Annotated in this window: 22 protein-coding genes; 13 read left to right on the top strand and 9 right to left on the bottom strand. The window is 64.6% G+C overall.

Going from position 1 to position 22,087, the window contains the following annotated elements; genetic code table 11:
* Positions 1–229 precede the first annotated feature (229 nt).
* Together J2R76_RS21680 and J2R76_RS21675 are read left to right on the top strand one after the other, a co-directional pair.
* A complete protein-coding gene (locus tag J2R76_RS21680) occupies positions 230–1,219 on the top strand; it encodes a tripartite tricarboxylate transporter substrate binding protein (protein ID WP_076827566.1) in 990 nt (329 codons plus the stop codon).
* A 141-nt stretch (positions 1,220–1,360) separates the two neighbouring features.
* A complete protein-coding gene (locus tag J2R76_RS21675) occupies positions 1,361–1,741 on the top strand; it encodes a hypothetical protein (protein WP_168856521.1) in 381 nt (126 codons plus the stop codon).
* Here J2R76_RS21675 and J2R76_RS21670 read toward each other — a convergent pair.
* From J2R76_RS21670 to J2R76_RS21655, 4 genes are read right to left on the bottom strand one after another with little or no spacing between them, the layout of a single operon-like run.
* The gene (locus J2R76_RS21670) at positions 1,738–2,211 is read right to left on the bottom strand and encodes a YbaK/EbsC family protein (protein ID WP_050384246.1); all 474 of its coding nucleotides are present in this window, start codon (positions 2,209–2,211) and stop codon (positions 1,738–1,740) included. The genes J2R76_RS21675 and J2R76_RS21670 overlap by 4 nt on opposite strands.
* A gap of 5 nt (positions 2,212–2,216) precedes the next feature.
* Positions 2,217–2,960 (bottom strand): haloacid dehalogenase type II, encoded by a 744-nt coding sequence (locus tag J2R76_RS21665; RefSeq protein WP_076827564.1) that lies wholly within the window; start codon positions 2,958–2,960, stop codon positions 2,217–2,219.
* Positions 2,957–3,796 carry a dienelactone hydrolase family protein gene (locus tag J2R76_RS21660; protein ID WP_057018110.1) on the bottom strand — a complete coding sequence of 280 codons (840 nt, stop codon included), beginning with the start codon at positions 3,794–3,796 and terminating at the stop codon, positions 2,957–2,959. Before J2R76_RS21660 ends, J2R76_RS21665 begins: the two co-directional genes overlap by 4 nt.
* Positions 3,797–3,832: 36 nt before the next feature.
* A complete protein-coding gene (locus J2R76_RS21655; RefSeq protein WP_076827560.1) occupies positions 3,833–4,717 on the bottom strand; it encodes an amidohydrolase family protein in 885 nt (294 codons plus the stop codon).
* A 469-nt stretch (positions 4,718–5,186) separates the two neighbouring features.
* Here J2R76_RS21655 and ykgO point away from each other — a divergent pair, with 469 nt between their 5' ends.
* Positions 5,187–5,312, top strand: a complete 126-nt coding sequence (gene ykgO / locus J2R76_RS21650) for a type B 50S ribosomal protein L36 (protein ID WP_002718645.1) — start codon at positions 5,187–5,189, stop codon at positions 5,310–5,312.
* 123 nt (positions 5,313–5,435) lie between these two features.
* A complete protein-coding gene (locus tag J2R76_RS21645; protein WP_057018108.1) occupies positions 5,436–6,104 on the top strand; it encodes a tetratricopeptide repeat protein in 669 nt (222 codons plus the stop codon).
* Positions 6,105–6,201: 97 nt separating this feature from the next.
* On the opposite strand, the gene J2R76_RS21640 is transcribed toward J2R76_RS21645, so the two are convergent.
* Positions 6,202–6,378: a hypothetical protein gene (locus J2R76_RS21640; RefSeq protein WP_018269760.1), complete on the bottom strand. Its 177-nt coding sequence runs from the start codon at positions 6,376–6,378 to the stop codon at positions 6,202–6,204.
* A 359-nt stretch (positions 6,379–6,737) separates the two neighbouring features.
* On the opposite strand from J2R76_RS21640, the gene J2R76_RS21635 reads away from it, so the two are divergent.
* A complete protein-coding gene (locus tag J2R76_RS21635) occupies positions 6,738–7,700 on the top strand; it encodes an alpha/beta fold hydrolase (protein ID WP_057018107.1) in 963 nt (320 codons plus the stop codon).
* 111 nt (positions 7,701–7,811) lie between these two features.
* Entirely contained in the window at positions 7,812–9,548 is a 1,737-nt protein-coding gene (gene poxB / locus J2R76_RS21630) for a ubiquinone-dependent pyruvate dehydrogenase (RefSeq protein ID WP_057018106.1), read from the top strand.
* A 90-nt stretch (positions 9,549–9,638) separates the two neighbouring features.
* On the opposite strand, the gene cycA is transcribed toward poxB, so the two are convergent.
* Entirely contained in the window at positions 9,639–10,031 is a 393-nt protein-coding gene (gene cycA / locus J2R76_RS21625) for a cytochrome c-550 CycA (RefSeq protein ID WP_018269764.1), read from the bottom strand.
* A gap of 235 nt (positions 10,032–10,266) precedes the next feature.
* Between cycA and J2R76_RS21620 the strand changes: the two genes are divergently transcribed.
* Positions 10,267–11,760, top strand: coding sequence for an FAD-linked oxidase C-terminal domain-containing protein (locus J2R76_RS21620; RefSeq protein WP_076827554.1), 1,494 nt, complete (start codon positions 10,267–10,269; stop codon positions 11,758–11,760).
* A 285-nt stretch (positions 11,761–12,045) separates the two neighbouring features.
* On the opposite strand, the gene J2R76_RS21615 is transcribed toward J2R76_RS21620, so the two are convergent.
* Positions 12,046–12,459, bottom strand: coding sequence for a hypothetical protein (locus J2R76_RS21615; RefSeq protein WP_253626073.1), 414 nt, complete (start codon positions 12,457–12,459; stop codon positions 12,046–12,048).
* Positions 12,460–12,779: 320 nt separating this feature from the next.
* Here J2R76_RS21615 and J2R76_RS21610 point away from each other — a divergent pair, with 320 nt between their 5' ends.
* The gene (locus J2R76_RS21610) at positions 12,780–13,925 is read left to right on the top strand and encodes an acyltransferase (RefSeq protein ID WP_253624929.1); all 1,146 of its coding nucleotides are present in this window, start codon (positions 12,780–12,782) and stop codon (positions 13,923–13,925) included.
* Positions 13,926–14,068: 143 nt separating this feature from the next.
* Here J2R76_RS21610 and J2R76_RS21605 read toward each other — a convergent pair whose 3' ends face one another.
* Entirely contained in the window at positions 14,069–14,551 is a 483-nt protein-coding gene (locus J2R76_RS21605) for a putative quinol monooxygenase (RefSeq protein WP_225162242.1), read from the bottom strand.
* 196 nt (positions 14,552–14,747) lie between these two features.
* On the opposite strand from J2R76_RS21605, the gene J2R76_RS21600 reads away from it, so the two are divergent.
* The 5 genes from J2R76_RS21600 (at position 14,748) to J2R76_RS21580 (ending at position 20,140) form a co-directional block, all read left to right on the top strand.
* A complete protein-coding gene (locus tag J2R76_RS21600; protein ID WP_244558800.1) occupies positions 14,748–15,437 on the top strand; it encodes a helix-turn-helix transcriptional regulator in 690 nt (229 codons plus the stop codon).
* A 32-nt stretch (positions 15,438–15,469) separates the two neighbouring features.
* Positions 15,470–16,708, top strand: a complete 1,239-nt coding sequence (locus tag J2R76_RS21595; protein WP_253626072.1) for an FAD-binding protein — start codon at positions 15,470–15,472, stop codon at positions 16,706–16,708.
* A complete protein-coding gene (gene glcF / locus J2R76_RS21590; protein WP_253624928.1) occupies positions 16,705–18,021 on the top strand; it encodes a glycolate oxidase subunit GlcF in 1,317 nt (438 codons plus the stop codon). The genes J2R76_RS21595 and glcF overlap by 4 nt, the downstream gene beginning before the upstream one ends.
* 214 nt (positions 18,022–18,235) lie before the next feature.
* Complete coding sequence (locus tag J2R76_RS21585; protein ID WP_076827546.1) at positions 18,236–18,646, top strand: histone; 411 nt, start codon at positions 18,236–18,238, stop codon at positions 18,644–18,646.
* A gap of 498 nt (positions 18,647–19,144) precedes the next feature.
* A complete protein-coding gene (locus J2R76_RS21580; protein WP_057018099.1) occupies positions 19,145–20,140 on the top strand; it encodes a TorF family putative porin in 996 nt (331 codons plus the stop codon).
* 169 nt (positions 20,141–20,309) lie between these two features.
* On the opposite strand, the gene J2R76_RS21575 is transcribed toward J2R76_RS21580, so the two are convergent.
* Entirely contained in the window at positions 20,310–22,055 is a 1,746-nt protein-coding gene (locus J2R76_RS21575; RefSeq protein WP_253624927.1) for an ABC transporter ATP-binding protein/permease, read from the bottom strand.
* Positions 22,056–22,087: the final 32 nt, after the last annotated feature.

Here is a 22,087-nt window from a genome sequence, read left to right as displayed (position 1 = left end):
GCAAGAACGGGGAGAGGGAGCACAGCGCCGTCGTTATTCGATCGAATCTCAACATGCACTCGGCCGACCAGGCTCGATCTTCCCCATCGGTCAGTCGGCGTCAGGTGCGACGCGCGGGACGCTTGAGATCAGCGCTCCGGTCCTGCACGATGCGACCAAGCCGCGGCTCTGACTGCGGCATCGCGATCGGTTGCGATCGCCAAAAAAGATGATTGGGGAGAAACTCTCGATGAACCGCCGCGAACTCCTGCGCGCCGCTGCCGCATTGCCGCTTGCGCAGGCTGCGCTCGCCAACTCCGCGTTTGCGCAAGCCGCCTATCCCAACCGCAATATCACGATGATCGTGCCGTTTCCGGCCGGCGGCCAGGCCGACCTTGCGGCGCGACCGGTGGCGCTCGCGCTGGAGCGTATCCTCGGCAAGCCCGTGATCGTCGACAATCGCGCCGGCGGAGCGGGCGGATCGATCGGCAATGCGCAGGCCGCGCGCGCCGAGCCCGATGGCTATACGCTGTTGATGACGCTGTCCTCGCTCGCGGTGCTGCCGGAGGCCGACCGGCTGTTCGATCGTCCGGTTGCCTACGAGGTGTCGCAGTTCGCGCCGATCGCGCGTGTGCTTGCCGACCCGACGCTGCTCGCGGTGCCGGCCTCGGCGCCGTGGAAGACGCTGCAGGAATTCGTCGACGATGCGAAGAAACGCCCGGGACAGATTCCTTACGGCTCGTCCGGTCCGTACGGCACGCTGCATGTCGCGATGGAGATGTTCGCGGCGAGCGCAGGAATCAAGCTGCTGCATGTGCCGTTCCGCGGCGCAGGCCCGGCGCTCACCGCACTGCTTTCCGGCACCGTGCAGGCATTGGCGTCGGCGCCGGGCACGCTCAAGCAGCAGGTCGAGGACGGCAAGATGCGCGTGCTCGCCAATTGGGGCGCCGAGCGGATCGCGAGCTTCCCCGATCTGCCGACCTTCAAGGAACTCGGCTACAGGGACGTCGAGTTCTACATCTGGGCGGGACTGTTCGCGCAGTCAGCGCTGCCGGCGCCGATCATGGAGCGGCTGCGCGCGGCGATGGCTGATGCCGTGAAGGCGCCGGAGGTGATCAAGACTTTCGAGACTGCGGGCAGTCCTGTCGCCTATATGGACGCGCCGGCGTTCTCAAAATTTGTTGCAGACGACAGCGCGCGGTTGATCGCGGCGGTGAAGAAGATCGGCAAGGTCGAATAGGGAACTCCCGGGACAAACTCTCTTCACTTTTAGTTGTCCGCGCGAACGATCCTTGGCCGCATTCATTGGGCAGCTTTGGAGCAAATCGCGGCGCGGGAACATGCGCGCGCGGGCCAGTATCTGGAACAACGGGAGCCCGACATGCGATCGCAGCGGATCGTCCTGAGCCTTGCCATAGCGATCGGCGGAGCTGTCACGGCAACGGCCGCCGTCGCCGAGGAGTATCGGGGAACCTGGGAACAGCAGATGGCGTGCACACCGGACGTGTGGCGGCTCTGCAGCGACCAGGTGCCCGACGTGCAGCGCATCGTGGCTTGCCTGCGGCAGAACACGCCGCAACTTTCCAACAGTTGTCGCGCCGTGTTCGAATCAAACGCGCAACAGTCGCAGACCCAGGGGCGGGCCCAACAGCCGCAAGCGCAGGGCCGTGCGCCGCAGCAGCCGCAGATGCAGCAGCGGCCGCGCGCACCACAGCCGATGCAGCCCGCGCCATCGCGGCCGCCGTTCGACGATGAGGATTAATCCCCAGGTCTGACTTCGCAGACGTCGACCCATTCGGCCGCAGTCAGCTCCGCCATCCTGTCGGGCGTGATGCGGACCGCGCTGTGGGTCGAGCCTGCCGCCGGCACCACGACATCGAACGCCTTCAGCGACACGTCGCAATAGACCGGCAGCGGCGTCTTCAGCCCGAACGGGCAGACGCCACCGACCTCGTGGCCTGTGATGTCGGCGACCTCGTCGAGGCCGAGCATCTTCGGCTTGCCGCCGAACGCCGCCTTCACCTTCTTGTTGTCCATTCGCGACGTCCCGGCGGCGACGATGAGCACCACGCGGTCGCCGACCCGCAGGCTCAGCGTCTTGGCGATCCGCGCCGGCTCGACGCCATAGGCCTCCGCCGCCAGCACGACCGTCGCGGAGCTCGTGGTAGATTCGATCACGGAAATTTCGGGCGCCTTCTCGGCGAAGAAGGCGCGGACAGACTCGAGGCTCATGTTGTTCAGGACCTTGCAGACACCAGTGCGGGAAGTTCGGAGAGACCGTGGATCCGGTGATCGGGTGCGACGCCGAGCTCGTCCATCTGGGTACGCAGCGCCTTGAACATCGTCAATGGGGCGACCGTCTCGCTTTCGACGCAGGCCAGCGCCATCGCTTGCGGCGTCACCCGCTCGATCCATGCGACGTTGAGGCCGAACGACTTGGCACCGCAGGCGTCCCACGGATTGGAGGAAATGAACAGCACCTCCGCCGGCGGTACTTTCAGCACCTCCTCGATCAGCGTGTAGGCCTCCGGCGCCGGCTTGAACACCTTGTGGGCATCGACGCTGATGGTCGCATCGAGCACGCGGTCGAGGCCTGAATTGCGCACCAGTGCATTCAGCATGTCGGGGCTGCCGTTGGACAGGATCGCGAGCTTCTTGTCCTTCATCGCCTCGAGCGCGCCGACCGCATCCGGATACAGCGCCAGATGCTGATATTTGTCGATGATGCGGGCGAAGGTCGCCGCGTCATATTGCAGGCCGAGGCAGCGCAGCGTGTAGGCGAGGGAGTCGCGGGTTACGACGGCGAAATCCTGGTAGCGCCGCATCAGCGAACGCAGCCAGGAGTATTCGAGCTGTTTGATGCGCCAGACCTGCGTGATGATGTCGCCATAGCCGGGAAACGCATCCTCGGTGACGTCGGCGACCGACTGGACGTCGTAGAGTGTGCCGTAGGCGTCGAAGACGATTGCCTTGATGGTCATTGTGATCTCTCTTGCCCGCCGATTGTCGCATACAGGAATTTCCTGAGTGCGTCGATGGATTGATCCCTGGCCACCTCGTTGAATTCGAGGTGATGACCGAGCAGCTGCACCGGCGTGCTGTAATGCGGCACGTCGAAACCGTGATAGGCGCCGGGATAGACAATCAGCTCGATCGGATGTCCCGCACTATTCTGCCGGGAGATGCCGTAGTCGTCGCGGCCTTCGGCCAAGGTCCGGCACTCCTTGGCCGGCGTCCAGTCGTCGAGCTCGCCGACCATGATCAGCGTCGGCACCGTCATGTCGCCCTTGATGCTGAGGCAGGGCGGGTAGAATGCAACGGCTGCGCGGAATTTCTCTGCCGCGTTATGTTCGATCGCGCCACGCTCGACCGAGAGCAGGGCGAGCCAGGCGCCTTGCGAGAACCCCACCACCGCGACGCGACCGGGATCGACCGCCGATTGCCGCGCGAGATAGCTCAGCGCACGATAGGCGTCATGGACGGTTGCGGCCGGCGCGCCGCCCGTGCAGGCGCTGCTGATGCCGCGCGGCCCGAACCGGTCGACCGTGAGCGTGACATAGCCCCAGGCCGCCAGCCGCTTGCCCCAGCGCTCGTCGAGTTGCTTGAAGAAGCCGCCGCAGCCGTGCAGCAGCACCACGGCGGGCGAGGGGCCGGGTCCATCGGGTGTTCGCAGATAGCCTTGCAGCGGCTGCGCACTTACAAGCGGGCTCTCGAATTCGACGAACGCGGGCGGCTGCCCGCCGCGTTCCGCGCAGCAGAGCCCTGCGCTTCCGATCAGGAGTGCGAAGAGGGTGGCAAGTCCGGTGAAGTTCGTCATGAACCACCTCCGAAGCTTGCCGCCGACAATACTCCCTTAGATTCCCAAAATCTTCCGCGCGTTGGCCTTCAGGACCTTCGGCCGGATCTCCTCGCGGATGTCGAGCTTGGCGAAGTCGGCGAGCCAGCGGTCCGGCGTGATCACCGGCCAGTCGGAGCCGAACAGCATCTTGTCCTGCAGGATCGAGTTGATGTAGCGGACCAGGACCGGCGGGAAGTATTTCGGCGACCAGCCGGACAGGTCGATATAGACGTTCGGCTTGTGGGTCGCGACCGACAGCGCCTCTTCCTGCCAGGGGAAGGAGGGATGCGCGAGGATGATCTTGAGGTCGGGGAAATCGGCCGCGACGTCGTCCATGTACATCGGGTTGGAATATTTCAGCCGCATCCCCATGCCGCCCGGCATGCCGGAGCCGACGCCGGTCTGGCCGGTGTGGAACAGCGCGATCGCGCCGCCGTCATTGATGGCTTCATAGAGCGGATAGGCCATGCGGTCGTTGGCGTAGAAGCCCTGCATGGTCGGGTGGAATTTGAAGCCGCGGACGCCGTATTCCTCGATCAGCTTGCGGGCCTCGCGGACGCCGAGCTTGCCCTTGTGCGGGTCGATCGAGACGAACGGGATCAGCACGTCGAGATGGTCGGACGCGACCTCGAGCATTTCGTAATTGTTGTAGCGGCGGAAGCCGGTCTCGCGCTCGGCGTCGACCGGGAAGATCACCGCGGCGATGTTCTTGGCGCGGTAGTAGGCCGCGGTCTCCGGCACGGTCGGCGGATGCTTGTGCGGCGACTTGAAGTAGTCGGCCATCTGCGCCTGGAAGTCGTCATAGCCGTCGTCGCCATGCATGCCGCACGGCTCCTCTGCATGGGTGTGGATGTCGATCGCGGTGACCTTTTCGATGTCGGGCAGTTTGAGCGTGGGCATTCGGTTTCCCCGGCGGCCTGTTCATTGGGTGATGGAAAATAATTATATGATATAACGATTTTCGCAAGCGCCGTAGCGTTGAAGGCTTATGGTCGCGCCGAGCTCAATCCAGCGCAAAGTCCGGTTCGGTCACGGTCGGGGGCGGGCGCGAGGAGGACGAAAACTCGATTCGGCGGCCGCGGCGCCATCGTCAAAGGGCGACGGCGGGTCCGTCGCTGGTTCGGATAATTGTGGCTGTCCCCGTTTCCGAAGCGATCTCAATGGCGTGGCGCGGTGCCTGGCGCGGGTTCCCGGCCGGGACAGGCCCGAAAATCGGCCCATCTCGGTTGACATTTAACGGTCCGATGGCTTAGAACCCGGCCGTCCCGGGCGGCAGGCCGCTTGTCGGGATAAATCCCATTTTGCCAAATAATGGCATTGATCAGGTACGGCCTCCAACACGGGCCTTTCGAAGTAACAGGATTGTCCCATGAAGGTCCGTAACTCGCTCAAGTCGCTGCGCGGCCGCCATCGCAACAACCGTCTGGTTCGCCGCAAGGGCCGCGTCTATGTGATCAACAAGGTCCAGCGCCGCTTCAAGGCGCGCCAGGGTTGATCCGACAAATCTGATCGACAAGGCTGATCCCGCCCGGATCGCCGGCCGATTCCGATCCTTCCTTCACAGGTCTTTGACGCCGCGCTGCTTTGCAGTGCGGCGTTGTGCGTCTAGACTTCGGCCATGGGATTAAAGCTCGGATTGAAGTTCCTGGGGCCCACCAACCGCCGGCTGGCGATCCTGATCGCCGCGCTTCTGGTGCTGCCCGTTGCGGCCGTCGCGCAGGACGATCCGCGGGTTGTCCCGCCGCCCAGGGCCCAGAAAAAACTACCTGAAGCTCCGACCAAGCTGCCGAAGGTGCCGGCCGACCGGACCCGCGGGCTGGATTTCCTGTTCGGCGCGCTGAAGGCCGCGCCCGACGAGGACAGTGCCCGCCATGTCGAGGCGCGGATCTGGGCGCTGTGGCTGCAAACCCCGAGCGATACCGCGGCGCTGTTGATGGTGCGCGCCAAGGCGGCGATCGACGCCCAGAATGTCGATGTCGCGCTGAAGCTGCTGGACGCGGTGATCAAGCTCCGCCCCGACTATGTCGAGGCCTGGAACCGGCGTGCGACGATCTACTATTTGAAGAACGATTACGTTCGTTCGCTTGGAGACCTGCAGCAGGTGCTGACCCGCGAACCCCGCCATTTCGGCGCGCTGGCGGGCGTCGGCATGATCATGCAGGACATGGGCGACGACAAGCGTGCGCTCGACGCCTTCCGCAAGGCGCTGGCTGTCGATCCCTACCTCGAGAAGGTGCCGCAGATCGTCAAGCAGCTGACCGAAAAGGTCGAAGGCCGCGATATCTGATTGCGTGCGATTGATCGCGATCGTGGGGCGATGGCCGCGAATGGGCACGTTGCTCGCGAGCTTGATGCTTGCTCGCGGTCCGGTCCGGCGCAGGAGGCTAGTGCAAGAACTTGCCGCGGGACGCGGTATCCTGGGCTACGGCAGCATAGAATTGCTGAAGCTCCGCCTCCAGGTGCTCATTCACCAGCAACAGTGCCTTCAGGGCGCCGCGCAGGTCGCCATTGCAGCTCGCCACGATCTGATCGATGGCCGCATCGCTAGGGTCGGAAATCATGGTACTCCTCCGATTACTTCCCGTTGAACTCGTCATGCGGACGCCGGTTCCTGTGGATACCGTGTACAAACCAGGAAGCATTCCAATGGCGTCCCGGTTTCGATGAAGCCTCGCGTCTGATGGCGAAATTGCCACCGCCAATCTATGAAATGACTAATGACGCAGGTATGAACCCGCTATCCACAGGCTGGGCGCATTGTGGACAACTCCGCGCCGGGGCGCGAGCCGGATAATCGACAATTGGCTTTCCGAACAAGAGCATGCCCTGGCAGGGGGCACATCCGCGCGAAACCTGATTTCGGCTTCGTCGTAATTGTCAGGTGCCCAATCAGGTGCCTAAGACCTTTCGGATCCCCTCGATGTTGACCGCAATCATTGCGCTGGCGGCCGCAGGGCTGGCCCTGGCGCTGGTGACACAGCTCGGCGCCCTGCTGATCCAGCGGGCCTTCCCGCCGCAGGGGCGAATGATCGATGTGGCCGGGGCGCGGCTGCATGTGGTCGAACTCGGCCCGCGCGATGCGGTCGGGCCGCCGGTCGTGATGCTGCATGGTGCAAGCTCCAATCTCCGCGCGATGCAGCCGCTCGGCGATCGCGTTGCCAAAGCGCGCCGGGTGATCCTGATCGATCGGCCGGGTCACGGCTGGAGCACCCGCGCGCGCGTCGCGGATTCGACGCCCGCGATCCAGGCCCGGATGATCGTGGAGGCGCTGACCAGGCTCGGCGTCGAGCGGGCGATCGTGGTGGCGCATTCCTGGGCCGGCGCACTCGCCTTGCGCATTGCGCTGGATCATCCGGACCGCGTCGCCGGCCTCGTGCTGCTCGCCCCTGTCGCCTATCCGTGGCGCGGCGGCGCCGGACGCTACAATGATGCGATCTCGACACCTTTGATCGGACCATTGCTTGCGCACACGATCACGCTGCCGCTCGGTTTCCTCGTCGCCAATTCGGCTACGCGCGGCGTGTTCGCGCCGCAGCCGGTGCCGGCTGATTTCGTCCGCGACAGCCAGTCGTTGCTCCTGCTGCGTCCGCGCGAGTTCATCGCCAATGCGCGCGACCTCGTCACGCTGAAGGCGGCCGTTGTCGAACAGGCCCCGCGCTATGCCGAGATCAGGGCGCCGCTGTCAATCATTTCGGGCGACGTCGACAAGACGGTCTCGACCGGCATCCACTCGCGGCCGCTCGCCGCATCGGCGCCGAACGCGAAGCTGACCGTGCTGCCGGACACAGGCCACATGGTGCAGTACGTCGTGCCCGATCTCGTGGCGTCCGAGATCGAGACGATGGCCGGCCTGATGGTGCGGGACGCGGTGACGGCGCAATAGCTGCCGCGCCTTTGCGCCGCGCGAATGTGATCCGGCAAGGCTTGCGCCGCCGCGTGGCGCCGAACATCATGCAGCCCACGCGGTTTCGGATTGCAGCAAAGGACACCTCTCATGCGGATCGACAACATTGCCGACCTCATCGCTGAAACCCTTGCCCAGGCCGGCGTCAAACGCATCTACGGTGTCGTCGGCGACAGCCTCAACGGCCTGACCGAGGCGTTGCGCAAGCGCGGCACGATCGATTGGCTGCATGTGCGTCACGAGGAGGTGGCCGCGTTCGCCGCCGCCGCCGAATCCCAGATCACGGGCGCGCTCGCAGTGTGCGCGGGCTCTTGCGGTCCGGGCAATCTGCATCTCATCAACGGCCTGTTCGACGCGCATCGCAGCCGCACGCCGGTGCTGGCGATCGCGGCGCAGATCCCGTCGGCCGAGATCGGCGGCGGATATTTCCAGGAGACGCATCCGCAGGACCTGTTTCGCGAATGCAGCCATTATTGCGAACTGGTGTCGGATCCGGCGCAACTGCCCTACATGCTGGAGAACGCGATCCGCGCCGCGGTCGGCAAGCGCGGCGTCGCCGTATTGGTGCTGCCGGGCGACGTCGCGATGCGGACGGCGCCGAAGCGCGACATCGCGCCGAATGCCGGCTTGCTGCCGCCGGCGCCGGTGGTGCGTCCGGCCGACACCGAGTTGAACGCGCTGGCGGCACTGCTCAACGGCGCGCGACGTGTCACGCTGTTCTGCGGCCGCGGCTGCGCCGGCGCGCATGACGGCTTGATCAAGCTTGCCGAGACGCTGAAGAGCCCGATCGTGCACGCGCTCGGCGGCAAGGAATATGTCGAATACGACAACCCCTACGACGTCGGCATGACCGGCTTCATCGGCTTTTCCTCCGGCTATGCCGCCATGCACGGCTGCGACGTGCTGCTGATGCTGGGCACCGATTTTCCCTACAAGCAGTTCTTCCCGACCGGCATCAACATCGCGCAGGTCGATATCCGCCCCGAAAATCTCGGCCGCCGCTGCAAGCTCGATCTCGGCATCGTCGGCGAGGTCGGCGAGACCATCGCCGCGCTGCTGCCGAAGCTCCATGTGAAGACCGACCGCAAGCATCTCGATGCCAGCCTCGCGCATTACAAGGACGCCCGCGCCGGGCTCGACGATCTCGCCCGCGGCAAGCCGGGCCAGAAGCCGATCCATCCGCAATATCTGGCGCGCCTGCTCAGCGAGCAGGCGAGCGAGGATGCGGTGTTCACCGCCGACGTCGGCACGCCGACGATCTGGGCCGCGCGTTATCTGAAAATGAACGGCCGCCGCCGTCTGGTGGGCTCCTGGGTCCATGGCTCGATGGCCAATGCGATGGCGCATGCGATCGGCGCGCAGGCGGCGCAGCCCGGACGGCAGGTGGTGTCGATGTCCGGCGATGGCGGCTTCGCCATGCTGATGGGCGATTTGATCACGCTGACCCAGGCCAAGCTGCCGGTGAAGGTCGTGATCTTCAACAACAGCGTGCTCGGCTTCGTCGCGCTGGAGATGAAGGCCGCCGGCTTCATCGAGACCGGGGTCGATCTGAAGAATCCCGATTTCGCGGCGATGGCCCGCGCCATGGGCATTCACGGCGTCAGGGTGGAGGATCCCGGCGAGCTCGAGGGTGCGATCCGCGACGTGCTCGCGCATGACGGCCCGGCCGTGCTCGACGTCGTGACCGCGACGCAGGAGCTGTCGATGCCGCCGACCATTACGCTGGAGCAGGTGAAGGGATTCAGCCTGTGGGTGCTGCGCGCGGTGATGAGCGGCCGCGGCGACGAGGTGGTCGATCTCGCCAAGACCAATCTGTTGCCGCGCTGAAAGGGGATGGCGTTCCGAAGAAAGGCCATCCCCGTTCTAACGTCCGCCCCGGCATAGGCGCCGGGCGGACGGCGCGACCGATACCGCCGATTACTTCTGCTTGCCGTCCTTGTCGAACGAGGAGACGTAGGCCCAGAGGTTGTTGGCCTCGTTCTCGTTCTTGATGCCGGCGAATGCCATCTTGGTGCCGGGGATCTTGGCCTTCGGGTCCTTGATGTATTCGAGGAAGGTTTCCTTGTTCCAGGTGATGCCGGAATTCTTGTTGGCATCGGAATAATTGTAGTCGGGCGCGGAGCCGGAATGGCGGCCGTCGAGGCCGTTGAGCTCGGGGCCGACCTTGTTCTTGGCGCCTTCGCCGATTGCGTGGCAGGCGAGGCATTTATTGAACGAGGTCTTGCCGGCGGCGGCATCCTGCGCCAGCGCGGAGGATGCGGAAGCCAGCGATGTGACGACCGCCAGCGCGCTCAAGGTCTTTAGGTTCATGGGGTTCTCTTCGTTTCGTCCCGGGAGGTAGTGATCGTTTGTGGCATGTCCGGCTTGGACAGGACAAGCCACGAAACTTTGACAGGTTTCGCGACCGCCCGCTTGTCCGAGAGAGAACTCGCCATTGCGGGGTGGGGCAATCCGACCTTCGGCCGGTGCACTGAAACAGGTGCAGACGTGATTGATTTGTCGTAACAAATCGGCGAAGGGCAAAAGCCCAGCCGAGGGAACAACGATGTCCATCATGATGCCGGCGGCCGACCAGGCCGTCCTCGCTCGCCGCGCCGAAATCGTGGCCGCCTTGCGCGCAATCGTCCCGGGCGAGGGCGTGATCGACAGCGCCGCCGAGATGCTGGCCTATGAATCCGACGGCCTGACCGCCTATCGGCAGCCGCCGATGGTCGTGGTGCTGCCCGATACCACCGAGCAGGTGTCGAAGGTGCTCAAATATTGCCAGGGCCAGGGCATCAAGGTGGTGCCGCGCGGCTCCGGCACCTCGCTGTCCGGCGGCGCGCTGCCGCTTGCCGACGGCGTGCTGCTCGGGCTCGGCAAGTTCAAGCGGATTCGCGAGATCGACTTCGACAACCGCGTCGTGGTCACCGAGCCCGGCGTCACCAACCTCGCGATCAGCCAGGCGGTCGCGCATGCCGGCTTTTATTACGCGCCCGATCCGTCGTCGCAGATCGCCTGCTCGATCGGCGGCAATGTCGCGGAAAATTCCGGCGGCGTGCACTGCCTGAAATACGGCATGACCACCAACAACGTGCTCGGCTGCGAGATCGTGCTGATGAGTGGCGAGATCCTGCGCATCGGCGGCAAGTCGGCCGAGAATGCCGGCTATGATTTGATGGGAATCATCACCGGCTCGGAAGGGTTGCTCGGCGTCATCACCGAGATCACCGTGCGCATCCTGCAGAAGCCGGAGACGGCGCGTGCGCTGATGGTCGGCTTCGCCGAGGTCGAGGCGGCCGGCGAATGCGTCGCGCGGATCATCGGCGCCGGCATCATCCCGGGCGGCATGGAGATGATGGACAAGCCCGCGATCCACGCCGCGGAGGCGTTCGTTCACGCCGGTTATCCGCTGGACGTCGAGGCGCTGTTGATCATCGAGCTCGACGGCCCCCAGGTCGAGGTCGACGAGCTGATCAAGCGGGTCGAGGCGATCGCGCAAGGCTGCGGCTCGACCTCCTGCCAGATCTCGACCTCGGAGGCCGAGCGCAATCTGTTCTGGGCCGGCCGCAAGGCGGCGTTCCCCGCGGTCGGGCGCATCTCGCCGGACTACCTCTGCATGGACGGCACCATCCCGCGCGGCGCCTTGCCGAAGGCCCTGGCGCGGATCCGCGACCTCTCGGAGAAATACGGCCTCGGCGTCGCCAACGTGTTCCACGCCGGCGACGGCAATCTGCACCCCTTGATTCTCTACGATGCCAACAAGCCGGGCGAGATCGAAAAGGCGGAGGCGTTCGGCGCCGACATCCTGCGCTGCTGCGTCGAGCTCGGCGGCGTGCTCACCGGCGAGCACGGCGTCGGCATCGAGAAGCGCGACCTGATGCCGGACATGTTCACCGAGATCGACCTCAACCAGCAGCAGCGGCTGAAATGCGCCTTCGATGCGGAGGGTCTGCTCAACCCCGGCAAGGTGTTTCCGACCCTGCACCGCTGCGCCGAGCTCGGCCGTGTCCATGTCCACGCCGGCAAGCTGGCCTTCCCGGATATCCCGCGGTTCTAGTGTCCCGAATCCGAAGTTCGCATCATTTGCCGCACCTTCGGAGCGAACTTCGGATTCGATAAGGACACTAGCAAACTTCTGATTCTAGTGTGCTTTGTGAATGCGAAGTTCGTGAAAGTGGCTGCCGCGAAATCGCACGAACTTCGCCTTCAGCACACTAGAGCATGATCCGGAAAAGTGCGAAGCGGTTTTCCCTCGCGACAAACGCGGAACGCGTTTGCGCGGAGATCATGGTCAAACAAAGAGCTAAAGCGCGATGACGATTCAACCCAATCTCATCGCGCTTTAGTACCGTCTGAGCAGCCCCGACGCCGCGCCGCTATCGCCATAGTCGGCGCAGGCCCCTTCCGGGTCTGTGATCAACGCCGCCCGGACTCGCTTGAAGGTCTTGCCGGCCGCTTCGGACACCTCGGGGCGGAATTTGCGCGGATCGTAGTCATTGCCGTCGTGAGCCTTGATGGCCGCGTCGAACGCATTGATCATGGCCATCGCGGCGTCGGGGCTGCCGAGAAGTCTGGCGCCCGTTTGAACGCCGCCGGCACCATTGGCCTCATAGCCGGTGCATCGTTGTTCGAGTACCGCGGCTGCGGTCGCGAGCTGGTCGAGGAACGTCGCCTCGGCGTCGGTGAGCATGGCAGCACCCGCCTGTCCCGGCGCGATGATCGCGAGCAGCGCGATGGCTGTCAGTTTGATGTGCATCGTGGTGGTTTCTCCCGGCGGAGCTGCGATCAAATCAATGGTTGCCGAATGACGATAACAAGTCTGCTTCCAGGGCATCAGGAGCCACGTCAGCTATTGGCCCCGAGGCCAACATGCGTGAGCGTGCGCCCAGAGCCACCAACGCGCGAGGGCCGGTCGATACAATTCGACAGATCGCCCTAGCCGGCCGATAACCTTAACCGATCCTTGCGCGGTGGCCGGCGCCCGTGCGTCGCTGCAATTACAGCGCGGACCCATTTACACGGCCTTAGACTGTTGCTCGGTATTTTCCGCAGATGCACGTCTTCGGGAGCACATCGATGCCCAGCCTGGCCGATCAGCTGGCGCTTTCGCGCAATCGGCCCGCGGGTTTCGACTACATGCGGATCGCGCTGGCGGCGTCGATCATTGGCCTGCACAGCACGAACGTGACGCTCGGGCTCGGCCGCGCGCTGGAAATCCAGAGCACGCTGCGCATCGGCGTCGCGATGATCCTTGCGCTGTTCTTTGCGTTGAGCGGCTTCCTGGTGACCGCAAGCCTGCTCCGGTGCAAGAGCCTGATTTCCTTCCTCGGCCTGCGCGTGCTGCGGATCGGACCGGCGCTCGCGGTCGAAACCACGCTATCGGCAATCATCATCGGTTCGGTCTTCACCGCGCTGCCGTTGGCGCAATATGTCGCCGATCCGAAATTCCACGCCTATTTTCTCAATATCGTCGGCGACATCCATTACGAGCTGCCGGGCGTATTCCTGCACAATCCGCTGCCCGATCTGGTGAACGCCCAGCTCTGGACCGTGCCGTACGAGCTATGGTGCTACGTCATCCTGGCACTGCTCGCCGTGCTCACGATTTGCTTCAACCGGGTGGCGTTCCTCGGGGTCATGGTGATCGCCCAGATCGGGCTCATCGTCTACGACATCTGGCGCTGGGACGAGGTGCCGATCCAGCTTCGCCCGCACCTTCTGGTGTTCTGCTTCCTTGCCGGCGTCGGCTTCTACCTCTGGCGCGACAAGGTGCCGTTCAACCGCACGCTGTGCCTGCTGGCGCTGGTGCTGTGCGCCGCCGGCATGGCGACCGGGCGCGGCGACGCGCTGGCTCCCGTGCCGGCCGCCTATGTCGCATGCTATCTCGGCCTGATGAATCCGCGGCGGAGCTGGATCGTCTCGTCAGGCGATTACTCTTACGGGCTTTATCTCTACGGCTTCGTCATCCAGCAATGCGTCGCCACCTTCGGCCCGCCGGTCCAGCACTGGTATCTGAACCTCCTGATCAGCCTGCCGCTCGCCTTCGGCGTCGCCGCCGCGTCCTGGCATCTCGTCGAGAAACGCGCGCTTCGGCTCCGAACCCAGGTCGAGAGCCTCGAGGCGGCGGTGCTGTCGCGGATCTCGATCGTCGGCTTCTGGCGCAGGCCGCCCGAGCGGGCCGGCTTGCGCGCAACGCTCGGCAACAGCGGCGCGTCGATCTGACCCGCGCCGGCGGGAAGGACGAGCTTCGGTTCTGATTGAATCAGAACCGAAGCTCTCGCTTCTTGTTTTGACGCGTTTTCTTCACGCGAACCGGGTCCACTTCGCTCGAAAACGCTCTAGCATCCTCCCCGCCGCGCTTTTCTTCACAGCAGCGCGTATTGCGACCGCTCGCGCTTGGCGAGCAGCGGCAGCGCCTGCTCCGCGATGTAGGTTTTGAAAGCCGCGCTGTCCTGGTGTGCCTTGAACGCGGCTTCGTCCTGGAACAATTCGTAGAACAGGAATTGCGCCGGATTATCCTTGCCGCGGCCGATCAGGAACAGCTTGGTGCCGGGGTCCTTCTGCGCCTCGGGCAGGAAGCCGTCGAGGATTTCCGCGACCTTATCGGCCTGTCCCTCCTTGGCTTCCCATTGCGCCACAACCAGAAGGCCTGACGTGTTGATCGCGTCGCTGATGGTTCTCGTGCTCATCGCATAGTGCTTCATTGGCATTCCTCCGTTGCTGTGCTCCGATCGAGCTTGCGATCCGGCCCAGGGCGAGACGCCGGCGATCGCCATGATCGCGAACGAGCCGATGGCCGATCGTCGGGTGAGGATCATCGTCGTGGTCGAAACTTCCGAACGTTTCATGTTCGCCTCCAGATGATTCGCGCCAAGCGTCCTGCCGGCCGAACCGCAACGCGAGAGATAGTCGATCGTTCGGCGTCCCAGTTCGGTGATGGTCGAATTGTCGATGTCGTGAACATTTCGATCATGATCGAAGCGTTGCAGCGGCATGACGTGCGACAAGCGCAAGAGGCATATTTCGATCGATGCGGAGCCGGCCATGCAGACCATCGCACCGGAGCTTGCCGAACTCGCCGGGCTGATCGCCGATCCCGGCCGTGCCAGCATCCTGTCGCGGCTGATGGACGGACGCCCGCAGACTGCGAGCGAACTGGCGCTGGTCGCGGGCGTGACGCCCCAGACCGCGAGCTGGCACCTTTCGCGCATGGTCGAGCGGGCGCTGCTCAAGGTCGAGCGGCGTGGTCCGCGCCGCTTCTACCGGCTGGCTACGCCGCTGGTTGCGCAGATGCTCGAGGGCATGATGACGGTTGCCGCGATCGATCCGCAGCCGTCCCGGCCGCCGCCGCGCATCGATCCCGAGATGCGCCGGGCTCGGACCTGCTACGACCACCTTGCCGGCGAGCTCGGCGTCGCCGTCACCGACGCGATGCGGGATCGCGGCCATCTCAATCTCGACCATGAGGCCGGCGAGCTGACTGCTTGCGGCCGTGCTTTTCTCGGCGATCTCGGCATCGACCTGCGTTCGCCGGCGCGGAGCCGGCGGATCTTGTGCCGGCCCTGTCTCGACTGGAGCGAGCGGCGTCCGCATCTGGCCGGGCGGGCGGGGGCTGCGGTTGCCGACCTTGCATTGCAACGGGACTGGATCCGGCGCCGGCCGCAGGGCCGCTCCGTCGAAATCACCGACGCCGGACTCCTCGCATTCAGAAATTTGTTCGGCGCGCGCATTTGATTTCGGAGCCGAATTTGGCTACCGGCTATGGCGTGGATACGCTCAAGGTCAGAGACGCAAAAGACGTCGAGGAAGTGGTGCGCGCGGCGGTCGCCAGCGAGCAGCCGCTTGAGGTCATTGGACATGGATCGAAGCGCGCCATCGGCCATCCGATGGCGACCAATGCGCTGCTCGACGTCTCGGCGCTGAATGCGGTCACCTCCTATGAGCCGAACGAGCTGATCATCACCGTGCAGGCCGGCGCGCCGCTCGCCGACGTGCAATCCCTGATCGACGCCAAGAACCAGCAATTCGCCTTCGAGCCGATGGACACCTCGGTGCTGCTCGGCACCGCGGGCGCCGGCACGATCGGAGGCATGATCGGCGCCGGACTGGCTGGTCCCCGCCGCATCAAGGCCGGCGGTATCAGGGATCATCTGCTTGGGGCGCACGCGGTGTCCGGGTTCGGTGACAGCTTCAAGACCGGCGGGCGGGTGGTGAAGAACGTCACCGGCTACGATCTCTGCAAGCTGCTGACCGGCTCCTGGGGCACGCTCGCGGTCATGACCGAGGTCACGCTTAAGGTCATGCCGAAGCCGGAAGCCGAGCGGACGCTGCTGCTGCGCGGGCTCGACGACGTCACCGCCAACAAGGCGATGACGGCGGCGCTGGGTTCGCCCTTCGACGTCTCCGGCGCCGCGCATCTTCCGGGTTCGGCGTTGCGGACCGGGGGCGGTGCGCTCGCCGGCCTCGCAGCCTCCGGCCAGCCGGTCACGCTGGTGCGGCTCGAGGGGATTTCGGCGTCGGCGGCACATCGGGCGGCCTCGCTGAGCCAGACGCTCTCGTCCTATGGAACGGTCGACAGCCTCGCCGACGACGGGTCGGCCGCAATCTGGAGTGCGCTGCGCGACGTGGTGCCGTTCGCGGCGAACGGCGCGCTCGGGGCCTGGCCGGTGTGGCGTATCGTTTGCCCGCCGGCCTCTGGCGGCGCGCTGGGCCAGGCGTTGTCGCGCGCCACCGGCGGCGACGTGATCTACGACTGGGGCGGGGGGCTGATCTGGGCCGCGGTGCCGCCGGGCGCCGACGCCCAGGCCACGCCGGTCCGCGGCCAGGTCGAGGCGATTGGCGGACACGCCACCCTGATCCGCGCCACCGAGGATGTGCGCCGGGCGGTCGATGTGTTCCAGCCGCAGGCGGCCGGGCTTGCCGCGCTCGGTGAACGGGTCCGGGCGAGCTTCGATCCGAGGTCCGTCCTCAACCGCGGCCGGATGATGCGAGGCGGGGCTGCATGAAGACCGAGTTTTCCCTGGCGCAGCTTGCCGATCCCGACATCAAGGAAGCCGACAAGATCCTGCGCGCCTGCGTGCATTGCGGCTTCTGCACCGCGACCTGCCCGACCTATGTGCTGCTCGGCGACGAGCTCGATAGCCCGCGCGGCCGCATCTACCTGATCAAGGAGATGCTGGAGAAAGACAAGCCGCCGACGGCCGACGTGGTCAAGCATATCGACCGCTGCCTGTCGTGCCTCGCCTGCATGACGACCTGTCCGTCGGGCGTGAACTACATGCACCTCGTCGACCAGGCCCGGGTCCGGATCGAGCGGGATTACCAGAGACCGCTGACCGAGCGGCTGCTGCGCTCGGTACTCGCCCTCGTGCTGCCGCGGCCGGGCCTATTCCGGATCAGTATGATCCTGGCCGGGCTCGCCCGTCCGTTCGCCGCATTGCTGCCGACGCCATCGGTCGGTGCGTCGAGCCCGGGTCTGCTGCGGCGGATCAAGGCGATGCTGGCGCTCGCGCCGCGCGGCCTGCCGCAACCGGGGCCGGCTGCGGGAACCGTGTTTGCGCCGATCGGCCGGCGGCGCGGCCGGGTCGCGCTGCTGCAGGGCTGCGCCCAGCAGGTGCTGGCGCCACGCATCAATCAGGCCGCGATCAATGTCCTGACCAGGCACGGCGTCGAGGTGGTGCTGGTCAAGGACGAGCAATGCTGCGGCGCGTTGACCCATCACATGGGACAGGACGGCGACGCGCTGGCGCGCGCGCGGGCCAACATCACGGTGTGGCAAAGGGAAGCGGACCAGAACGGGCTCGACGCCATCCTGGTGACGACCTCGGGCTGTGGGACAGTTGTCAAAGACTACGGCTACCTGCTGCGCGAGGACAAAACATTCGCGGAGCCGGCCAAGCGAATCTCGGCGCTGGCAAAGGATATCACCGAGTATCTCGCTGGCCTCGAGCTCGCGCCTTCAACACAGAAAGGCGACGTCACCGTCGCCTATCACTCCGCTTGTTCGTTGCAGCATGGACAGAAAATCACTCAACTTCCGAAAGAATTGCTTTCCAAGAATGGATTCGTGGTGAAAGATGTGCCCGAGAGCCATTTGTGTTGCGGTTCGGCGGGGACCTACAACATTCTCCAGCCCGACATTGCGAGCAGATTGCGCGATCGCAAGGTCGCCAATATTGCGCTTGTCAAACCGGACATGATCGCTGCGGGCAATATTGGCTGCATGGTTCAGATTGCCGGCGGTACGTCAGTTCCTGTGGTGCACACGATTGAGCTTCTCGATTGGGCGACAGGAGGTCCCCGGCCAGGATTGAATTGATCGACTGCCACTCGAGCATGATCCGGACCTCAGCCTTGCCCTGACGCAACGTGAAGGACCGGCGCTTCCTTGCCACAGACGCGAAGCGATCGCGCGGCCATCATGCCCGACAAGCGAAGTGGAGGGTGCCTCTCTTCGAGGTGCAGCCAACGTCCGGCAAGCGATCACTTCAATACGCCCGGTGGACTCAGATAGCGGCAACAGGAGGACCACGATGGCGAAGTCGAAGAAGGCGAAGAAAAGCAAGAAGGCCAAAAAGGCCAAGAAGGTGGTAGCGGCGAAGAAGAGGTCCGCGAAGAAGTCGGCCAAGAAGGCTGCGAAGAAATCCGCCAAGAAGGCTGCAAAGAAATCGGCGAAGAAGTCGGCCAAGAAAGCTGCAAAGAAAACGGCAAAGAAAGCCGCCAAGAAGGCTGCGCCGAAGAAGGCTGCGAAGAAAGCCGCTGCCAAGAAGAGCGCGCCGAAGAAGGCCGCTGCTCCGAAGAAGGCTGCCGCGCCGAAGCCGGCCGCTCCGGTCGCAGCACCTCCGGCGCCCGAGCCGCAGCCGGCGCCGAGCTGGGCCACACCGAGCCACGAACCGGCGCCGGGCTGGATTGCCGGGTCGGCCGACGGGGGCGAGCACCACTAGAGCGTTTTCGAGCGAAGTGGGCACCGGTTCGCGTGAAGAAAACGCGTCAAAACAAGAATCTAGAGCTTCGGTTCTGATTCAATCAGAACCAAAAATGCTCTAGGCCGCTGCCACATTGCCGAGGTTCAACTGATCGAAGCCGCAGCGCGCCACGCTGCGGCTTCTTCCGTAGGTGCGACGATAATCCGTGCTTTTACGGGCACGGCGATTCGCGCCGATGCTCTCCCGCCGAGCCGGCTGTTGCCGTTTCCCGGTCCGGATGGACACGTTCAACCGGTGCGAGAGCAGCGGTATTGTGGTGCAAATGCAACACCGGCAAGTCAACATGCGGCAAGATGGCTAGAACGCCTAAAAAGGCGGCACATGCATGTCTTTTTGGCTTCACGGTACCGTGCATGAGCCTCAGATTGGCCACACGCGATTTAGTTGCAGTCCGTTATCGCGCGCCCTGGGGGGCCACCGGAGCTGGGCTGTCTGAACAGGTAGATGGGGATCGTCATGAAGAAACTGGCTTTGTTAGCAACGGCGCTAGCAATGATTTCGAGCTCGGCAATGGCAGCTGACATGGCGGTGAAGGCCGTCAAGGCGCCGCCGCCGGCTCCCTTCGATCCTTGGGACATCGCCTTTGGCGCCGGCATCATGAGCGACTACATCTTCCGCGGCGTCACCCAGTCCAACCACAATCCGTCGGTCACCGCCTATTTCGAGCCGCGCTACAACGTCAGCAAGGACCTGCAGCTCTACGTCGGTACGTCGACCGAAAGCATCTCCTTCGCCAACCGCGCCGCGGCTGAAGTCGACGTCTACGGCGGTATCCGCCCGACCTTCGGCGCCTTCGCCTTCGACATCGGTGTCTGGGGTTACCTGTATCCGGGCGGGACCTGCTACTACGGCGGCGGTGCGGTGGCCGACTTCGCCGGCAATCCGCTGAGCGCCGACTGCCAGGCCAACACCCTCACCAACCTCGCCGTCATGAAGAAGGACGTCTCGTTCTTCGAAGTCTATGGCAAGGCGACCTGGACCATCAACGACAACTGGGCGTTCACCATCAACGAATACTACTCGCCGAACTTCCTCAACACCGGCGCCTGGGGCAACTACTCCTCGATCATCGGCAAGTACACTGCGCCGAGCACCGTGTTCGGCAGCAGCGGCGTCGGCATGTACGTGTCGGGTGAGTTCGGCCGGCAGTGGCTCGGCACCTCCGACAGCTTCTACGGCGTCCCGGCGTTTCCGAACGGCATCAAGTATGCCGACTACAACACCTGGAACATCGGCATCGGCTTCACCTACAAGGTGTTCACGCTCGATCTGCGCTACTCCGACACCGACATGTCGAAGGGTGATTGCAGCGCCTTCACCAGCGACTTCACCGCGGGCGGAACCACTGCCGTCACCCCGATCAATCCGGGTGGCACGAGCTCCAACTGGTGCGGCGCCGCCGGCATCGCCAAGCTCTCGGTCGACCTGACCGCGATGTCCAACCTGAAGTAATCTCTCCTCCGGGGATCGAGGGGCGGCAGAGCAATCTGCCGCCCCTTTTGTTTTTGCGGATAGGTCTAATCGGCACAGGGCGGACAATAGCTAAAGGCGCTCGCGAGACCTGCGGGCTGCCCCCGCCGGGGTCAGCGGCAAGCCGTGGCGCGGCTGACCCATGATGCCGCTACGACGCGGCGACCTTGACCGCGTCGCGCAGGGTGAAGCGGTCGCCGTCGCGGACCAGCGTGACATTGCGCTGATGGAAGGTGTCGAGCGTCGAGCGGTGGCCGATCGAAACCACCGTGGTGCCGGGCAGCTTCTCGGCAATCAGCCTGTACAGCGCGGCTTCCGCCGGCTCGTCGAGCGAGGCCGTCGCCTCGTCGAGGAACAGGAACTGCGGCGCATGCAGCAGCGCCCGCGCGATGCCGAGCCGCTGCTGCTCGCCGAGCGACAGCATCCGGTTCCAGTGCGCCTGTTCCTCGAGCCGCGACGCAAGCTGCGGCAGTCCGACGGCGGTGAGAACCTCGCGGACCCGTCCCGCATCGAATTGCCTGGCCTCGCCCGGATAGACGACGGCGTCATGCAGCGAGCCGATCGGCAGATAGGGACGTTGCGGCAGCGTCATCAGGCTGGCATTGGCCGGGATCTCGACCGCGCCGTCGCCGAACGGCCAGATGCCGGCGATCGCGCGGAATAGCGTCGACTTGCCGGCGCCGGAGGGGCCGGTCATCAGCGTGCGCTCGCCCTTGCGGAAGCCGAACCGGTCCGCGTTCAGCAGCGGCGTGCCGTCCGGCAGCCGCAGCACTAGGTTTTCTAGGCTGACGGCGCCGTCGCCCGGCGTCGCCGTGACATGAATTCGGTCGTCGCGCTTGGCGAGGTTTGATGCCGCCGCGATCCCTGCCTCGAATCCATCGAGCCGGTTCACCACGGCCTGCCATTCGGCCAGTTGACGATAGATGCTGACGAAGTACGAGAACGCGCCCTGGACGTTCGAAAACGCCGATGCGGTCTGCATCATGCCGCCAAGCTGGATCTTTTGCGCAAAGTAGGCCGGCGCCACCAGCACATAGGGGAAGATCACCGAGGCCTGATTATAGCTCGCCGTGAACGCGGTGATCTTCTTGGTCCGGTTCATCAGGGCGATCCAGTTCTCCACCACGCGTCCGAAGCGAACGCGCAGGCGCTCGCGCTCGGCCGGTTCGCCCTGCAGCAGCGCGATCTGCTCGGAGTTTTCCCGCACGCGCACCAGGTTGAAGCGGAAATCGGCTTCATATTGCTGCTGCTTGAAATCGATGCCGACCAGCGGCCAGCCGATCAGATGGGTCAGCACGGTGCCGAGCACCGAGTAGATCAGCGCGCACCAGACAAGGTAGCCGGGAATTGAATATTCCGTGCCGAACAAATGCAGCGGCGCCTCATTGGAAAGGCCCCACAGCAGGGTGAGAAAGGACGCCAGCGTGACGACCGAGCTCAACAGGCCGAGGCCGAGCGTGAGCGTGCGGTCGACGAACAGCTTGACGTCGTCGGTCATGCGCTGGTCGGGGTTGTCGGCCGCGTCGCCCTGCAGCTGCATCCTGTAGTGATTGGCCTGATGCAGCCAGTCCCCAAGATAGTGTGTGGTCATCCATTGCCGCCAGCGGATCTGCAGCCATTGATTGAGGTAGAGCTGGTAGACCGCCAGCAGGATGAAGAACGCGACGACGACGCAGAAATAGATGATCTCGCTGACGAAGGAATCCCAATTGCGTTCCTGCAGCGCGTTGTAGAAGCGGTTGTTCCACTGCGTGATCAGAACGTTGATGCCCACGATCGCCAGTTCGATCGCGATGACCGCCGCAAGCAGCCCCCGGCCGGCCCATTTGTCCTCGGAGTTGAAATAAGGCGAGGCGATGCGCCACACCGTCGCGAGCGTCGAGCGAATGTTGTTCACAGATTATCGTCTCCGGGGAAGGGGCCGCAAAG

Source organism: Bradyrhizobium sp. USDA 4532 (assembly GCF_024171315.1).
Taxonomy (GTDB): domain Bacteria; phylum Pseudomonadota; class Alphaproteobacteria; order Rhizobiales; family Xanthobacteraceae; genus Bradyrhizobium; species Bradyrhizobium australafricanum.
This window is presented reverse-complemented; position numbering and strand designations above follow the sequence as displayed.

What these genes read in the sequence shown, in the direction of transcription:
- poxB (WP_057018106.1), top strand. Translation starts at nt 7,812, where the DNA reads ATGCGGATCGACAACATTGCCGACCTCATCGCTGAAACCCTTGCCCAG.
- J2R76_RS21670 (WP_050384246.1), bottom strand. Translation starts at nt 2,211, where the DNA reads ATGAGCCTCGAGTCTGTCCGCGCCTTCTTCGCCGAGAAGGCGCCCGAA.
- J2R76_RS21585 (WP_076827546.1), top strand. Translation starts at nt 18,236, where the DNA reads ATGGCGAAGTCGAAGAAGGCGAAGAAAAGCAAGAAGGCCAAAAAGGCC.
- J2R76_RS21675 (WP_168856521.1), top strand. Translation starts at nt 1,361, where the DNA reads ATGCGATCGCAGCGGATCGTCCTGAGCCTTGCCATAGCGATCGGCGGA.
- J2R76_RS21620 (WP_076827554.1), top strand. Translation starts at nt 10,267, where the DNA reads ATGTCCATCATGATGCCGGCGGCCGACCAGGCCGTCCTCGCTCGCCGC.
- J2R76_RS21655 (WP_076827560.1), bottom strand. Translation starts at nt 4,717, where the DNA reads ATGCCCACGCTCAAACTGCCCGACATCGAAAAGGTCACCGCGATCGAC.
- J2R76_RS21635 (WP_057018107.1), top strand. Translation starts at nt 6,738, where the DNA reads ATGTTGACCGCAATCATTGCGCTGGCGGCCGCAGGGCTGGCCCTGGCG.
- J2R76_RS21580 (WP_057018099.1), top strand. Translation starts at nt 19,145, where the DNA reads ATGAAGAAACTGGCTTTGTTAGCAACGGCGCTAGCAATGATTTCGAGC.
- J2R76_RS21660 (WP_057018110.1), bottom strand. Translation starts at nt 3,796, where the DNA reads ATGACGAACTTCACCGGACTTGCCACCCTCTTCGCACTCCTGATCGGA.
- glcF (WP_253624928.1), top strand. Translation starts at nt 16,705, where the DNA reads ATGAAGACCGAGTTTTCCCTGGCGCAGCTTGCCGATCCCGACATCAAG.
- J2R76_RS21615 (WP_253626073.1), bottom strand. Translation starts at nt 12,459, where the DNA reads ATGCACATCAAACTGACAGCCATCGCGCTGCTCGCGATCATCGCGCCG.
- J2R76_RS21665 (WP_076827564.1), bottom strand. Translation starts at nt 2,960, where the DNA reads ATGACCATCAAGGCAATCGTCTTCGACGCCTACGGCACACTCTACGAC.
- cycA (WP_018269764.1), bottom strand. Translation starts at nt 10,031, where the DNA reads ATGAACCTAAAGACCTTGAGCGCGCTGGCGGTCGTCACATCGCTGGCT.
- J2R76_RS21605 (WP_225162242.1), bottom strand. Translation starts at nt 14,551, where the DNA reads ATGAAACGTTCGGAAGTTTCGACCACGACGATGATCCTCACCCGACGA.
- J2R76_RS21645 (WP_057018108.1), top strand. Translation starts at nt 5,436, where the DNA reads ATGGGATTAAAGCTCGGATTGAAGTTCCTGGGGCCCACCAACCGCCGG.
- J2R76_RS21610 (WP_253624929.1), top strand. Translation starts at nt 12,780, where the DNA reads ATGCCCAGCCTGGCCGATCAGCTGGCGCTTTCGCGCAATCGGCCCGCG.
- J2R76_RS21600 (WP_244558800.1), top strand. Translation starts at nt 14,748, where the DNA reads ATGCAGACCATCGCACCGGAGCTTGCCGAACTCGCCGGGCTGATCGCC.
- J2R76_RS21680 (WP_076827566.1), top strand. Translation starts at nt 230, where the DNA reads ATGAACCGCCGCGAACTCCTGCGCGCCGCTGCCGCATTGCCGCTTGCG.
- J2R76_RS21640 (WP_018269760.1), bottom strand. Translation starts at nt 6,378, where the DNA reads ATGATTTCCGACCCTAGCGATGCGGCCATCGATCAGATCGTGGCGAGC.
- ykgO (WP_002718645.1), top strand. Translation starts at nt 5,187, where the DNA reads ATGAAGGTCCGTAACTCGCTCAAGTCGCTGCGCGGCCGCCATCGCAAC.